This window comes from Nocardia wallacei (genome assembly GCF_029869545.1).
Classification (GTDB): Bacteria; Actinomycetota; Actinomycetes; order Mycobacteriales; family Mycobacteriaceae; genus Nocardia; species Nocardia wallacei_A.
Genome location: NZ_JARWQD010000277.1, coordinates 1 through 14,909, shown reverse-complemented (window position 1 = coordinate 14,909; position 14,909 = coordinate 1). Strand labels below are relative to the sequence as shown.

Genomic DNA, 14,909 nt, shown 5'->3' with positions numbered 1-14,909 from the left:
CAGGCTGCGGCCAGTGCGAGAGCCCATCTTCCCTGCCTGCGACGACGCCCGCCGCTGTGATGGCATCTCATCCGCCATGGCCGCGTTCCTGCCGCTCGTCGCGCCCGCTGTCGTTCGCGGCGGGCCGCACGTCAACGGCCATCGGACCTTTCGCCGGGCGTCGGTCGATGTCGAATTCGACCTGCTGGCCCTCGACCAGCATCCGACGTCCATATCCTTCGGCGATGCCGGAGTAATGCACGAAGAGATCAGGTTCGTCGGGATCGTGTTGGGCGATGAACCCGAATCCCTTCTCCTCGTCGAACCACTTCACAACGCCCGTCGCCATCGCTGCTTTCGTTCCTTCCTGTCACCTCGCATGGATTGCTGCCCGCAGGCCTGTCAGCGGCCCGTGTCCGCGCCGGGCGTGGCCGATTTCGGTTGCGGCCGAAACGGATTCACCGGATCCCGCGCATCCGCCTGCGACGGCGGCCCGGCCAACAGCACGGTCACCGTCTCGTTGTGGTCGGGCCGGTAACGACGGCGCGGCTGGTCTCTGTCGGTGGTCAGCGCCGCCCACGCCACCGCGCCCTCGGCCGTGACCTGGCGGCCGCGCTGCCGCAGCATCCACGCGGCGGTGCCGACGTCGGCCGCCGACACCGTCACCACCTCGAGGCTCACCCCGGTGCCCATCGGGCACCATCCCCGGAAACTCCGCGCCGGACAGGACCTGTTGCGCCGCAGCGGGTATCGGTGTGCCGTCCACGGCGACGACCACGGTTTTGATCCCGTAGTGGTGCGCGGCCGCGACCGTGCCCAAAAGCAGTCCCTCGTCCGCGTCGTCGACAGCCGGGATCATCACGGTGGCCAGATCCCACACCAGGCTCGTCATGGCCAGTACCCAGGTGCCCGCTCCGGCGGCGAGCAGCGGATCCTCCGGGCTCGCTGTCATCGCCCCGACCTCGCGCGCGAAGGTGTCGCGGCAGGCGGCGGGATCACCGTCGGTCACCACCTCCACCGTCACCGGCCCGCCCCGCAACTCCCGCACAGTCGCCGCGTCCAGCCGCGGCACGAACAGCGTCGCCGAAACGTTCTCGCTCCGCGCAGCCCACGCCCACGCCGCGGCCGCCGACTCCGTCCCCGCCGCCACCGCGATCCCCACCGCGGGCAGCGCACCGGCCTCCCGCTTCGCGCGCACGAACCACAGCGCGCCGCGGGCGCGGACAGATCCGCTGTGCTGCTTATGCTCTCGCGCCAGCACCACGCGACCGGGAACCGACCGTGGCAGCGCGGCGGCATCGATGTCCTCGCACGACAGAGGCCTGATCGCGTCCTCGATCCCGGCCCACGCGTCGATGATGTGCGGGTGACAGGCGATCCGGCCGGTCATGCGACACACACCATCTCGTGCAACCAGTCGTCGAACTCGCCGTACGCAACACCGGTGCTGACCAATACCTCGCGGCCGTGCGGGTCGCGATGGATTCGGCCGTCGGCGATCATGCGGATCCGCTGCGGCTGGAAGGTCACGAACGACAGATCCAGTGCCGCGCTCAGCGTCAGCGGATCATGCATCCGGGTCAGCGCGGGCGCGTTCCGCTTGCGCTGCCACGCCCACCACGCGGTCATGTTCGCGCCCACCAGCTGCGCCCACGCCGGCGCACCCGGCGCGGTCAGCCACTTGTACAGGATCGAGTCCGGCCCGATCGCGATCTCGTCGACGTTCGTGTGGTCCGACAGCACCAGCTGTGGTTGGTGTGCCAGGCGCAGCGCGATGTTCGCGGCCTTCTGATCAGTGTCTATGTTATGTGACGCGCGGGACTTGTTGCGGTAGTGGTCGAGCCAGGTCCCCATCTGCGTGACCCGGATCGATTCGGCCAGATGCGGCGCCCGAACCAGCGCCGCCGCAAGCTCACTCATCGGCCCTTGCCCGACCCACACCACCGGACCCGCCGCGACCGCGTCCTCGAGCATCCCCACAAGCTCATCGATCTCAGGGAATGATCGGCCATTCCTCGCGGGCAGCTCGTCGTCGAGCAGGAATCGGTGATGCCCACCCAGGTCCACACCCTGGACCACCGGCACGTCCGGCAGGTCCATCAGGTCGAGCATGTGCCGCGCCAACCGAGCCCGGCGCCCGTGCGTCTCGTCGGACGTGACCACAACCAACCGCGGACACAGCCGCGCGGCGATGGGCAGCGACACCAGATCATCCGGGTCATATGCCAGGTCAGATCCCCAATAGTAGGTCGCTCTGTCCAATTGGTTACCGCCCAGCAGTCCGCAATCAGGCACGCCGTCCCCCCGTCGCAGCGCGGACGGCCTCCGCGTACGCCGGAGGCTCGGTGCTCCTGTCCGGCACGCCGAACTTCCACACCCGGCGGTCATCGCCCGGCGTCGGCAGCGCCAGCTCCCCGCCGGGGCCCAGCGCGGTGGCGGGCACCATGAGAATCTCCCTGGCGAGCTGAACGAGATCGTCGTCGGCAGTTGGCGGTTGCGTGAGGAACACCCACCGGAGCGGATTGCCGCGACCGGCGACGGTGTAAATCGGCAACCGCCGCCCGCCCAGCGTCTCAAGCATCGATTCGCCGAGCGCAGCGGGCGTCATGATCGCGCGGACCTGATACGGCAGGATCGTCAGCGCGTGCGTCCGCGGGTCATACTCGGTCGGCCCGTACAACCGCTCGTACAACTCCTGCCGCTGGCGGCGCTCCTCAATGACCGCCAAGGCCTCCGCGATGGCGAAGTCCGTCAAATCCCCGTAGACGGTGTCGGGCGCGGGTAGTACTGCAGAGATAGTCATTGCGTCCTCGATAAGAGTTGTCGAAATGGGCAGGGACTCAAGCACATTCGGTTGGCCGGCCACGGTTCACGTCCATAGGCGTTCACACGGCATATCCGGCAGGCCCGGAGACAGGTCGTTGTCGATGGATACGTGCGCGACGTGCTGGGATTGCGCCATCTTTTCCGCGAAATGCCGCGCCGCCTCCTGCTCGGCCTGGTACTCCACGACGATCGGCAGCTGATCGGTCGGGAACTCCACGGTCACATGGCATTTCATCGCGTCCACCCCGGCTCACCCGGCCGCAGCTTCCGCTTGCGGGGCCGGTAGCCGGGGCCACTGCATTCGCGGCTCCAGCGTCTCCACATCGACATGACACCGAATCAGCTCCAGCCACCCGGTCACGTGTACGACCGACGGCACCAGCAACTTCGCGATCTGGGAATCTCTGAATGTCGCCAGTAGCAGCCCGTAATGGGAATCGTCGGACGCCACCAGCACACCGCGGAGATTCCAGTGCCACGCGGCCGCCAGCTCGCGGAGCCGGGTGACATGCGCGTCGGTCGCGTCCTTCGAGATGTCTTCGCGCACAATCGCGTACGCCCTCACCATGCACCTCCGGCGACGACGTTGTGGTGGGCCCGCACCGCGGCGGCCATCTCCGTCCACGCCGCCGTCAACGGCAGCGCGCACCAGCTCAGCGTTCCGCCCTCACGCGGACGAATTCGCCCGTACCAGTCGCCCAGCGGCACGACAGCCATCGGGAGGCCGTCGCGATCGTGTTCACGAGACTCGACAACCTCGACCACCAGCTGGTCGGCGACGTTGATCAGCAGGCGGACCCACATGTCGCCGATTGCCTCGCTGCCCAGCTTGTGCAGCGCCTCCGTGGTGCGGGTGTAGATCGGGTACTCCCGCGACGTGCGCCGTCGCGCGGCGGCCACCGCTTCGTCGACGAACGCCGTCACTACGGTGTCCACCGCGGTCGCCATGTCGCGCAGACCTGCCCGCGCCAGGCACTCGTGCACATGCAGCCGCGCCAGCGCGCGACCCGTATCCGATACCGGGCACCGAAACGCGTCCAGCTCCGTCACATACCGGCGCGAGCGTGCGGCACCCCGCTCGCGCCGACGCAACACGACCTGGCCCTCCCCCGGCTCCAGCGACCACAGCCGCACCGCGGGATCCATCTCCCACAACCGGCACACCACCCGCTTCGGCCCCGGCGCCCCATCCAGGTGCAACCGCGACGGAACCGCCACATCGCGGATGTCGCCACGATCCAGCTCGTTCGCGAGCACCCACAACGACCCCGTTGATGTACCGGCGTCGCGATATGCCCGTTCAAAACAGAAACCCTCGTCGAAGGCAAATGCAGCGAGTTGGCGCTCCGTATCGGCAGCGTCGAGCACCCAATCCTCGCGGAAATACCCCAGCAGCAACGGTCGCGGATTCATCCCGCCCCCTAGTGCCCGGTCCAGCCACGGACGACGGCATCGTCTGCCATGAGTGCCGGACTATTGAGAGCGTGGTGGCAAATTCGGCAGCAGGGCTCGGCAGCGGCCCGAAGCGGCTCAACGCGATGACCTGCGATCATGTACCGAGTCAAGCCCCGATACGCCTAATACCTCAACGGCATGAAAATACGTCAAATACGGCAACGCGATGGTTCGCAATACACCACGAGTACCTCCAGCTGACCATTACGGTAGTCCGAAACTGGACGGTTTCAGCGATATAAGTGCCAGATCACCGAGGTATCACCCGACCGCAGCGAAGCAAGCCTATGTGCGTGCTCGGCGGCGGTTTCCGGACGGTGCCCAAGGTCGGGTAGAACGCTGGTGACCATGATCAGTTCACGGATGCGAGCCAGGACCGGCCACTCCGGAAGGTCCCGCACATCGGACCCGTAGGCGTTGACGAACTGGCGATAGAAGTCGGCGCGATCAAACCGCGCAGCGCCCACCGCCTGCGGCACCAAATCCCATGCCAGCGGGCCGATCCCGGTTTCGTCTAGATCGCACAACACGATGCGTCCGCGCTCGTCCAGCAACAGATTGCCGGTGTGCGGGTCACCGTGAATGACCCCCATGTGCATCGTGGACCGCGCGGCGGCGTAGTCCTGCTCCGCGGCCTGCCATTCGGCGTGCAACCAGCGGAGATCATCCTCTGCGATTCCGGCGTCCGCGCCCGCCAATCGGCGGCGGGCGGTTTCGAACGGATCCCACGCTGGCAACGCCGACCCGCCCGGAGCCAATCGGTGAAGTGCGTGCAACGGAGCAACCAGATGCTGAGCGCTCCAGTTGTTTCGAGCGTGAGCCTTGTGCCAAAACGTGACGGTGAACCCGTCGATGCAGACTGGCTGATCTCCCTCTACGAGCCGGATCGTTGGTGCGTCTTGCTCAGTCAGCCAGCGGGCAACTTCGACCAGGCGTTGTCCGCGGAAATGGCCGACGTCGCCGGACCCGACCCTGACAACAATCGGCGCATTGAGTGCATACACGGCATTGACGGTGTACTTGATCAGCTGTGCCCCAGAAGGGTCCACGCCCATCCGGCCACAGGATTCCACCACTGCCGCGTGCAGCTCTGCTGCGCGACGCGGCGATAGACTCGTCGCCACCCGGTCATCCTAGTTCGAGCGCCAGCGGCACCGCTGGGCACTAACTCGTCAATGCGTTCGGTGCGGGCAAGGCCATTTGCTGCACCTGATAACAGATCTCGCGCACGTCTGGGTGCTTGCGGAAGGGGTGAGCTGATTCGGTCATCGTCCGCAGGCGGCTAACGACCCGGGCGCTGAGTACATCTCCCGTCATCTTGAGTGCGGAATCCGCAGAAGCGACCGCCGCAGCGGTGTCACCCAGCCGGAATCGAGTGGCCGCGGCAAGGGTGTGGTCGAACAGCACGCTTCGGATCGGGCGGCTACTGTTCGCTGCCGCCAACGAGGAAAGTGCCCGTTCCAACGCCTGCACCGTGTAGTCCTCGGCGATGCGCCGGTCATCGGTCGAGAGCGCCAGCTCGTTGAAGATCACCGATGTCAGTCCGGCCTGCTCACCGGCGGTGAAGAAGACCGCAGTCCACGGGTCGGGTTCCGTGGTGTTCGCTCGGCCGATTTCATGTTCTGACCTGGCGAGCGCGTCGAGCATCTGCTGTCGATTGCCCATCATGGCGTGGGCCCAGGCCGTATTGGAGTACAGCCGGGCGGATTCGCCAGCGTTCGACGCATCTTGAGCGCTCATTTGACCCAGCTGGAACATGCGCAGCGCTTCGCGCGGTTGGTGCTCAACCAGGCTGACCCGCCCCAACACGTACAGGATCGAAGCGGCGAGACTGTCCGCACCGGCACCCCGGGCGTACGACAACGCGAGAGTGAGGTAGCTTCTCGCACGCGCTTGATCACCGATGTCGTGGTAAGCCCAGCCCGTCAGCCGTGCAAGATCAGCCAGTGCCACCGACATTGAAAGCGTCGTCGCGGGATCGCCGCAGTGGCCCAGCAGGCCCTGGCTCCATCCTAGAAGCCCCGAAGCGGAGTCGATGACAGCGCCGCCTCCGTGGCGTTGGTCGAGCCCACTAAGTCCCGCCGTGACGCTCCGGACGAAGTCAACATCTGCCATGCCGACCCGGCCCGGGATCGGGATCGGTCCGGAATCAGCCGTAGGCAACCAAGGAGCCAGCTCGGATGTCGATCCGACGGTCGCCGCAGCTGCGACAGCGGCAAGGAACTTTCGGCGATCCACATCGTCCACGCTAATGACATTCGGCTGCGAGGGATACGGCACGAACTCGGCATCGAATACGGCACGCTGATCTGCCCGTGTGGTTTCCGGGACGGGAGCACCTAGCTCCCGCAGGACCATGACATACTCGTCGCCTGGCTGCCTGACCGTTCCGCGCTCCCAACGCGATACATGCTGTTGATCGCAGAACAACTTGAGTCCCAGCTTCGCACCCGCCTCGTTCAGGGCCTCAGCGAACCGTTGCTGATTAACCTGCAGCACGTTCTTGCGATAAGTGCGCAGCCGGCTACCCCAGCTCGCCTCTCGTGTCATCAACGTCAGCGCTTCCTTGTCCATCCACACTCGTCCCCGTGCGTGCGGTTCGCCGAGCTATCGCATTTGGAGTGGGCAGCTTGCCGACCGGTGGTGCGATTCGCCCGCTCGTAGTCGCGCTTCCACAGCAGGACAACCAGTACGGCGAACACCCCAAAGGTGGCGGCGATCAACACCCACATCAGCACATCGAGCACCCGTCACCCCTAGTTCCGATGTCTTCGAATGCACTCACCGCGGCTACGACGGGCCATCACCCCAGGCCTGGTAGTCCGCTTGTGGCGAGATGAGCTGAGCGTTCTGCGGTGTAGGCAAACGCAGCCCGGCGGTGCGTGCTGTGACAACCTTCACGTTGGAGGGGCGGACGTAGCAAGGTCGCGGGCCGGACTTTCCGCGGACGTTTGCTGGACTCTTCTCGGCTTCGCCTCGTTGACCACCTGATAGTGGCGCGTGGACGGGTTACGGTGGCTTCAACGCAGAGCGTGAGGTGAATGACTATGGACAGCGCCGCGGCGCGCACCGTACTCGAAGCCCTGGTTCGGTCCGGCGACCGAACCCTCGCGGAGTGGTGCGTCTACTTCAATCATGTGGCCAGCCAAAGCCGGGAACGCGTCACGTTGTCCGAGCGCCAGCTGCGCCGATGGATGGCCGGAGACGTACCTGATGCGCGCCCTGCGGCCAAACGCGTCGCACAACGGGTGTGGAAACTGGCTTTCGACGCTCTTGTGTCGCCACCGGACCCCGGGGGTGCAGTACCAGAAGCGGTTCCGGCCGCGCTCGATCAGTTGAACCAGGAGCTAGCAATGTCCACGGAAGACTCCGCACGCTGGATCAAACGCGGTGCCGGCGGGGTCGACGAGAATGTGCTCGACCAGCTACATGCCGACGTCCGCCACTACGCCGCCGACTACCTCGTCAAGGCTCCGCTGGAAATGATTCCAAGTCTTACGCGGACGCGCCGTGAGGTCTTCGACATGATCGACGCTCGCCAACGGCCTCGATTCATTCCCGATCTGTACTTGATCGCGGGTCAAGTGTGTGCGCTCCTCGCACATGCCTGTGTTGACCTCGGGCGTGCGTACGATGCAGATACCCACGCCCGAACTGCTTGGCTCGCTGCCGATTTCGCCGAAGATCAGCACCTTCGGGCGTACGTACGGTGGGTACAGGCGAACCTGGCTTACTGGGCACAGGACTACCGCCGGGCAGCCCAGTACGCCGAGAACGGGCTGGCGGCAATGACCGACCCGTCCACCCGGTTGCGGCTGGCGAGCCAACTCGCTCGCGCGAGAGCAGCGCAAGCCGACGAGCGAGGCGCGTTAGCCGCGCTGGACATCGCCATGGATGCGCTCGGACGCGTCCAATCGACGGGAGCTGCACCGGGTGTGATGTGGTTCGATCCCGGCAAAGCTCGCTATTACGCTGCCGAGGTTCACTTGGCGCTGGGTGGCCGCGAGCACAGCCAACTGGCGCTCGTCCAGGCTGAAGCCGCGCTCAACATCTTCGACGATTCCAGCCCGCCCGAATTCGTTGCCGCCGCCGAATTGGATGCTGCCCGAGCACATCTCGGGCTCGGCGACCTCGACGCCGCAGTTCATCGGGTCACCAATGTGCTCGCGCTGCCGGTGGAGCGTCGCACCACTCCTATTGTCGAGCGAGTCATGAAAACCGCGGATGAACTTACGGCCATCACTGCCACCGCTCGCACGGCCCGTGAACTGCCGGAGCGAATTAGCCTATTCACTCAATACACAGCGCAACAGGCCAAGGAGTGACATTGCCTTTGCCCTCGATCCAAGTCGCCGTTTGCGGGCCCCGAAACTGCACCGCCGCAGACACGGCCAACGCCCGTGAAGTCGGAAGGCTTCTCGCCGAGGCGGGCGCTACGGTCCTGTGCGGCGGAGGAACTGGTGTCATGGCCGCTGTCGCCGGGGGAGCCTCAGCCGCCGGCGGTCTTGTGATCGGTGTCCGCCCCGACACCGATCCGGAGCGAATATGCGACGGCCTGTCCGCCGTGCTCTACACCAACATGGGCGAAGCCAGGAATGCCATCCTGATCTGGTCGGCCGACGCTGTGATTGTCGTCGGTGGATCGTGGGGCACGCTGTCTGAGCTGGCGTTGGCCAATCGGCGCGGTGGCGTGCCAGTCGTGTCGCTAGGTGGATGGACCATCGTCGATGCCGACGGGCAGCCGGTCGACGCTGCCGTCGCGGCCTCCACTCCGGATGAAGCTGTCGAGTCGGCGCTGTCCGGTGCCAGAGGTTAGAGCTGCCCTTGTGTTCGCCACCCTCGGGTGCGGTCGCGGTGAGCGAGCTGCCGCCCATGAGTGCGAGCGAGCAAGTTCCATATCTGGGCCTGCTCCCATCTGTTGGCGGTACCGAGTCGGCCTGGCTGCTGCTCATCCTCATTCCACGCAAGTCCTCCTGTGGCCCGTTCCGACAGGGCACCGAGTTGTTCCACCTGTCCTCAATCGAACAGAGATGACCATGTCGTGTTCTCGTAGCCTTCAGGTACCCGCCGTGATGACACAGTTACGGTGTCACAGGTGACCATGTCGAATAGCGCTGGGACACAGTCGTCGGCCGATGTTCTGCCCGTTGAGCAGTACGTCGCAGGGTTGGCGCGTAAGCGGATGGCCGCTGGGGTGTTGTATCGCGATCATGTCGACAGGGTGTTGCTAGTCGAGCCGTCGTACAAACCGAATTGGGAGATTCCTGGCGGTTCTGTGGAGCAGGACGAGGCTCCGTGGGCGACGGCGAAGCGTGAGGTCGCGGAGGAGTTGGGCTGGGACCGGCGTGTGGGGCGGCTGCTGGTGGTGGATTATGTTCGCCCGCAGGACTCTCGGCCGGAGGGCGTGGTTTTTGTCTTCGACGGCGGCGTGATCACTGACGCCGATCTGAGGGGGATCGTCCTCGCTCGTACCGAGTTACGGTCCGCGGGCTTGTATACGTTGCCGCAGGTCCGTGGCAAGGTGAAACCGTTGCTGTTTGATCGGCTGGTCGCCGCGTTGGACGCGGCGAGCAGCGGCGAGACGGCGATCTGTGAACAGGGCCGCCGCCTCACCTGACCACTCCGGTATCCATTGCTGTTAGGCCGACAGCGGCAGCGAGTCGGCCTCACTCGCGTCGGTGGTCACCGCCGTGGTGCGTGGTTGGGTCGTGTGCTGTTTTCCGGCGGCTCGGAAGAGGCTGTCGTGGATGCCGTCGGCGTACAGCAATCCGCCCAGGTCCCGGCGAGCCTTGGCCAGCTGGCTGTCGGCCCGGAATCCGGGCGCACCCACCAGGACCGCCAGGTCGGCTGTGGCTTGGTTGGCGATGTCGATGCCGTGTGCCTTCATCTCTGCGCTCCAGCGCTCGGCGTCCGGGTGGCCGGTATCGGCGAGACCGGCGGCCGTGATGGTTCCGAGCAGGGCTGTGGTCAGCTGCGCGTGCGCGCGGCCGATGGTGATCAACGCCGAATCCCGCACCCGTGCGATGTCACCGGTCGCGTGCCGGACACCGAGCGCTGTGCGCACGGTGTCGAACACGGCGGCCGCGCCACCCAACCCGGTGGCCGCGACCAGGGGCCTGTAGTGCGCGAAATGGTGGCGCAGCAACATCATTCCCTCCCCGTGCAGGACGTGGGCCGGCTGCACCGGCACGTGGTCGAGATCCAGGATTCCCCATGTCCATCCGGACAGCCCGGCGGGCGGGATGTCGTGGCGGTGCATCCCGGGTGTGGTCGCGTCGACGACGACGGCGGCGAGTTCGCCGTGCGGGTCGCGCAGGAACACCACGAAGACCGCGGCCTCGGTCAGCCGGCTGATCCAGGTCTTGCGGCCGGTCACCAGCCAGGTGCCGTCGGTCGTCGTGGTCGCGGAGGTGCGGGTAGCGGCCGGGTTGGATCCGCCGTGTGGTTCGGTGATCGCGATCCCCGCCAGTTCCCCGGCGAGCAGCCGCGGAATCCACCGACGCCGGATTGCTGGCCCGGCGTGGCGTGCGATGAGCGCGCCGTGCCCGAGGCCGGTGGCGTCGCGCAGGTCGATATCGCGGTAGCCGCACAGGAATTGCGCCAGCACAGCGAACAGCGCGGGCTGGCCGGCGGTGTCGAGCACGCCGCCGCGCGCGAGTTCGGCGCGGATCGCGCGCAACCGCGCGCTGCGTCGCGCCCCGGGCTCGAGGTCGGGCCCGATCGGATGCCGCGCGACCCTGTCGTCCAGCGCGCAGGCGAGGGTGCTCAGGCGATCCCAGTCCAGGTGGCCACCCGGGTCAGCCACGCCCCGCAACGGTGTCAGCCAGGTGTCGAGCGCTTCGGGCAGGGTCGGGTTCATGGCGCCTCCCCGTGCACGCGGGCCGGGTGCCCGTAGGCCAGCGTCCCGGCAGGGATGTCGCGGGTGACGAGTGATCCGGCGCCGACCAGCGCGTGTGCACCGACCGTGACACCGGCCAGGATCACCGACCCGCTACCGACCTTGGCGCCGGCGCCGAAGCGTGGCGGGACCAGGGTCGGTTCGCGGTGCGGGTCGCGCCATGTCAGTGTCTTGTCGTTGATCGTGCGCACGCCCGCGCCCAGGAACACTCGGTCGTCCACCTGTGTGGAACTGGTGATATGCGAGCCCGGCGAGCACCGCACACCGTGCCCGATGCGGGTCGCGCGCTCCACGCACAGGTAATGCCCGAGCTGGGTGTCGGCGCCGACCCGGACCGCGGTGCGTAGCAGCGTGTGGTGGCCGACCACGGTGCCGCTGCCGACCACGACATCGGCGTACACGATTGCGCCGGAACGGATTACGGCGCCCTCGTCGATCAGCGTGCCGCCACCGATACCGGACCGTAGTTCGCCGACCGCGTACCCGTGCTCGGGCTTGCCGACGACCGCGTGTTCCTCCACCCGGGCACCGGGCGCGAGGGTGGTACCGCCGTGCACGACCGCGCACGCGGAAACGACCGCGCCCCGGCCGAGCACGACAGGCCGCAACGTGCCCAGTTCGTCTCCAGGGGTGAAAACCGCGAACCTGCTGATCCGCACCCTTTCGTCGGCGTGCAGCAGGCCCGCCCGGTCGAGTTCGGCGGCGGTCATCTCCCGGACGGTCGCTGTCGCCGACGCCGGTGATCGTGTCGTGAAGATGCTCATGGTGTCCCTCCGCCGCGCCAGGAACGGGATAAGCTGACGCGGTCCTTCCAGGACACGCCCGCCCCGGCCGCACGCACCATCGCCATTGCACAGTCCGGCACCGTGTTGCGGGTTGCGCAAATCGGCTGGCGCCATTGCTGTTCGGGTCGATACGCTCGATATCCCGGCCTGAGCAAGGGACACCGGTATGGACCAGGCCCCCGCGATCTGGGACACCGCCGCCGTCCGCGCCGCTGCCGCAACCGGTGACTACGGAGCGGTCGTGCGCGCAGTCCGACGCGCGAACAACATCACCCTTGCCGCCTTAGCCGCGCGCACCAACTACTCGATATCAACGCTGTCCCGGCTCGAACGCGGCCGACAACCCCTCAGCGACGTCCGAGTCCTGCGCAGCCTCGCCGACGCATTAGGAGTGCCGCCGCGGCTGTTCGGATTGGCCGACACCCCGGCACAAACGGTGCGGTCGCCCAGGCCCGCCGCTATCGTCGGCATCATCTCAGCGCCGGACGAGGAGACCGAGCCTATGCGTCGTCGCACGCTGCTGACCGGACTGACCAGCCTGGCCGGCGCTGCCGCCGTCCTCGGCTCACCCGCACCACACACCACCGCCGCGACCGACCCCCTCGCCGCGCTGCAACGCGCCCTACTCATACCCGTGCACGGAATCCCTGTCCCACTTCCACAGATCCACCACGAATTAGCCACGGCGTGTGCAGAATTCGACTGCGGACGATATATCGACACGGCTGCACGTATTCCTGCGCTGCTGGCGGCCGCGCGGACCACCCGCGAGACACTGCAGGCCGGTGACGGTGTCGCCGCTGCGAATGCCCTGCTCGCCCAGGTTTATGTTCTGGCGTCCCGGCTGACGGTCAAGCTGGGGAACGACCAATTGGCGTGGACAACCGCCGACCGCGCGATGCAGACCGCGCTGAGCAGCGACGATCCCCTCACCCACGCCGCCGCACACCGCGCATGGTCGATCGTGCTACGCCGCACCGGCCACCGCGAAACCGCCCAACGACTCATCCTTGACACCGCCGCATCGCTTCAGCCCGACCTCCACCGCGGGCCGCAGTACCTCACCGCCTACGGAACCCTGCTGACCACCGCGGCCTACACCGCCGCCGTCGACGGACACCGCGACACCGCCAGCACCCTGATCGGCGAGGCCAGCGACACCGCCAACCGATTCGAGACACCCACCCTGGGCGTACGCGCGGGATTCGGGCCGACCGCCGTAGACTTGTACCGGATCAGCATCGCCCGCGTCCTCGGCGACTACGGCACAGCAATCGAACAGGCACGCAGGATCGACCCGGCCGCCATCGGACACGCCGAACGGCGCGCCCGCTACTGGTCCGACATCGCCCGCGCCCTCTACGAATGGGGCAAACCCGAACGCTGCTACCGGGCCATGCTCGCCGCCGAGCGAGCCGCACCGGACGAAATCCGTTACCGCAAACCCATTCAGCAAATCACCGCAGGCCTCCTGCAGCACCCACGGTCGACCGACCTCCCCGGCCTGCAGGAATTCGCACGACGAGCAGGCATTTAGAGCCGGTTTCATCGGCGCCGCTGGTCGACTGACGAGCGTTGCGCAATTCCCGACGATGTCGCGCGGATGCCGCTTATCGGCCGTGACTGCACGTGCCACCGTCAGGACGTTAGCTCGTAGCCCAGATCGAATTCGAGTACCAGTTCCCGCAACCGGATGGTGTCCGTCTCGCTCGCTGGTGCGAAAGTGCCCCACGGCAGCAACATGACCTCTGCGCTTCGCTGCTGTTCGATCAACGGCGCGAAATGTACACGCGACACGATGTCTCCCGTCACCGTCACATGCAACTCCACCAAGCGGCCGGGCTCGTCGTCGAGGCACAGCCCCTGACTCCTAGCCCGCACGGGCGCGTCCGATCCTCGGCGCACTGTCCGGGGAGCCCACAAACGTGATACGAACACCCACACACCGATCGGGGGATCGACCCAGCGACATGCGCCATAGCCACCTTCGCGTCCCCTGTTATCCGGCCCGCGCGTCATCGCGTCCCCGTCTGCAGCTGCTCTACGGGAGCGACCGCTGCCGCGGTCCATTCGACGCCGCCGCCGGCGGGACTGTGTTCGACCACACCGGACCGCACCTGCCCAGCGCCCTGCGCGCGAATCTTGAACCGCAGTTTGGTGATCCTCCCGTACCCGCGACCGATGCCCTCATAGCCGACCACGCGTGTGACGATACGCAAACCCGACCCCTGCCAACGGATCCCACCCGTCAGAATCACCGAACAGCCACTGGCTCGCGCACGCGCCGCGATGGCGCTCGACCGCGACGGCGGCAGCGCCAGGCCTCGCGCGCCCGCCACCACAAGACTGAAACCGTCGACCAACACGCCCAGAACCTCGGCATGATCATCTCCCGGATCCGGTACGAAATACATCCGGTCCAAGTCTCCCGACATTTCCACCACCGCGTACGGATTGAGCTGCGGCACACCGCTCAACGCGACATTCCCGCCCGCCGCCGTCACCGCGGCAACAATCCCAGCCAAAGGACCAGCCACACCGGAATACGACGTCACCGTTCCCCGCCGAATCCCACCATCCGGCAAAATATCCGCCAACGGCGGTGGCACCGGCAGTAGCCCATCGATCCGCGGCAGGGACTTAACCGCTGACCCGCTATCGCGGGTGTGATGGCCCGGCACCGCAGCCAGCTTGCGCTGCACCGCCCGGTCGCGATCGGCTCGCGACAGACCCACGAAATCCTGCGGATCAATCATCACAACCACGGCCACACCTCCCGGCGCCCACTCGACTGACTTCGAGTCGAACTAGTGTTCGATACTGTAGCTCGTCAATCACTCGTCGCAAACCTGCCTGGGGTCCTCGGATGGTGGGGCCCCGATGGCACGAACCGGGCCGGCGCGGGGCGGGCAAGCCCGGCCGGCCCACGTCGCGAAAAAAAAAGTCGTTCAGCGCGCGGTAGGACG

The 14,909-nt window shown here is 66.7% G+C and carries 18 protein-coding genes; 4 read left to right on the top strand and 14 right to left on the bottom strand.

Annotation, left to right across the window (positions count from 1 at the left end; genetic code table 11):
• Positions 1–67 precede the first annotated feature (67 nt).
• The 10 genes from QH290_RS24180 to QH290_RS24135 all read right to left on the bottom strand — a co-directional run bounded on the left by QH290_RS24180 (position 68) and on the right by QH290_RS24135 (position 7,007).
• On the bottom strand, positions 68–328 hold the full coding sequence (locus tag QH290_RS24180; protein ID WP_280385296.1) for a cold-shock protein: 261 nt from the start codon (positions 326–328) through the stop codon (positions 68–70).
• A 21-nt stretch (positions 329–349) separates the two neighbouring features.
• Positions 350–1,369: a pyridoxal-phosphate dependent enzyme gene (locus QH290_RS24175; RefSeq protein ID WP_280385293.1), complete on the bottom strand. Its 1,020-nt coding sequence runs from the start codon at positions 1,367–1,369 to the stop codon at positions 350–352.
• Entirely contained in the window at positions 1,366–2,184 is an 819-nt protein-coding gene (locus QH290_RS24170; protein WP_280385291.1) for a nucleoside hydrolase, read from the bottom strand. The genes QH290_RS24175 and QH290_RS24170 overlap by 4 nt, the downstream gene beginning before the upstream one ends.
• An 82-nt stretch (positions 2,185–2,266) precedes the next feature.
• Positions 2,267–2,782 (bottom strand): hypothetical protein, encoded by a 516-nt coding sequence (locus tag QH290_RS24165; protein ID WP_280385290.1) that lies wholly within the window; start codon positions 2,780–2,782, stop codon positions 2,267–2,269.
• 66 nt (positions 2,783–2,848) lie between these two features.
• A complete protein-coding gene (locus tag QH290_RS24160) occupies positions 2,849–3,028 on the bottom strand; it encodes a hypothetical protein (RefSeq protein ID WP_280385288.1) in 180 nt (59 codons plus the stop codon).
• A gap of 27 nt (positions 3,029–3,055) precedes the next feature.
• Positions 3,056–3,373, bottom strand: coding sequence for a hypothetical protein (locus QH290_RS24155; RefSeq protein WP_280385286.1), 318 nt, complete (start codon positions 3,371–3,373; stop codon positions 3,056–3,058).
• On the bottom strand, positions 3,367–4,218 hold the full coding sequence (locus QH290_RS24150; protein ID WP_280385284.1) for a hypothetical protein: 852 nt from the start codon (positions 4,216–4,218) through the stop codon (positions 3,367–3,369). Before QH290_RS24150 ends, QH290_RS24155 begins: the two co-directional genes overlap by 7 nt.
• 272 nt (positions 4,219–4,490) lie before the next feature.
• A complete protein-coding gene (locus tag QH290_RS24145) occupies positions 4,491–5,384 on the bottom strand; it encodes a phosphotransferase enzyme family protein (RefSeq protein ID WP_280385282.1) in 894 nt (297 codons plus the stop codon).
• Between the two features lie 40 nt (positions 5,385–5,424).
• A complete protein-coding gene (locus QH290_RS24140; protein WP_280385280.1) occupies positions 5,425–6,834 on the bottom strand; it encodes an NsdA family TPR-like regulatory protein in 1,410 nt (469 codons plus the stop codon).
• Entirely contained in the window at positions 6,816–7,007 is a 192-nt protein-coding gene (locus QH290_RS24135) for a hypothetical protein (protein WP_280385278.1), read from the bottom strand. The genes QH290_RS24140 and QH290_RS24135 overlap by 19 nt, the downstream gene beginning before the upstream one ends.
• 300 nt (positions 7,008–7,307) lie before the next feature.
• On the opposite strand from QH290_RS24135, the gene QH290_RS24130 reads away from it, so the two are divergent.
• The 3 genes from QH290_RS24130 (at position 7,308) to QH290_RS24120 (ending at position 9,877) form a co-directional block, all read left to right on the top strand.
• Positions 7,308–8,585 carry an NsdA family TPR-like regulatory protein gene (locus QH290_RS24130; protein ID WP_280385277.1) on the top strand — a complete coding sequence of 426 codons (1,278 nt, stop codon included), beginning with the start codon at positions 7,308–7,310 and terminating at the stop codon, positions 8,583–8,585.
• A complete protein-coding gene (locus QH290_RS24125) occupies positions 8,582–9,076 on the top strand; it encodes an SLOG cluster 4 domain-containing protein (protein ID WP_280385275.1) in 495 nt (164 codons plus the stop codon). The genes QH290_RS24130 and QH290_RS24125 overlap by 4 nt, the downstream gene beginning before the upstream one ends.
• A gap of 285 nt (positions 9,077–9,361) precedes the next feature.
• The gene (locus QH290_RS24120; protein WP_280385339.1) at positions 9,362–9,877 is read left to right on the top strand and encodes an NUDIX domain-containing protein; all 516 of its coding nucleotides are present in this window, start codon (positions 9,362–9,364) and stop codon (positions 9,875–9,877) included.
• Between the two features lie 21 nt (positions 9,878–9,898).
• Here QH290_RS24120 and QH290_RS24115 read toward each other — a convergent pair whose 3' ends face one another.
• Positions 9,899–11,119, bottom strand: a complete 1,221-nt coding sequence (locus QH290_RS24115) for an acyl-CoA dehydrogenase family protein (protein WP_280385273.1) — start codon at positions 11,117–11,119, stop codon at positions 9,899–9,901.
• A complete protein-coding gene (locus tag QH290_RS24110; RefSeq protein ID WP_280385271.1) occupies positions 11,116–11,922 on the bottom strand; it encodes a hypothetical protein in 807 nt (268 codons plus the stop codon). Before QH290_RS24110 ends, QH290_RS24115 begins: the two co-directional genes overlap by 4 nt.
• A gap of 187 nt (positions 11,923–12,109) precedes the next feature.
• Here QH290_RS24110 and QH290_RS24105 point away from each other — a divergent pair, with 187 nt between their 5' ends.
• Complete coding sequence (locus QH290_RS24105) at positions 12,110–13,480, top strand: helix-turn-helix domain-containing protein (RefSeq protein WP_280385269.1); 1,371 nt, start codon at positions 12,110–12,112, stop codon at positions 13,478–13,480.
• A gap of 101 nt (positions 13,481–13,581) precedes the next feature.
• On the opposite strand, the gene QH290_RS24100 is transcribed toward QH290_RS24105, so the two are convergent.
• Both QH290_RS24100 and QH290_RS24095 read right to left on the bottom strand, forming a co-directional pair.
• Complete coding sequence (locus QH290_RS24100; protein ID WP_280385267.1) at positions 13,582–13,824, bottom strand: hypothetical protein; 243 nt, start codon at positions 13,822–13,824, stop codon at positions 13,582–13,584.
• 134 nt (positions 13,825–13,958) lie between these two features.
• Positions 13,959–14,708 carry a hypothetical protein gene (locus tag QH290_RS24095; RefSeq protein ID WP_280385266.1) on the bottom strand — a complete coding sequence of 250 codons (750 nt, stop codon included), beginning with the start codon at positions 14,706–14,708 and terminating at the stop codon, positions 13,959–13,961.
• Positions 14,709–14,909: the final 201 nt, after the last annotated feature.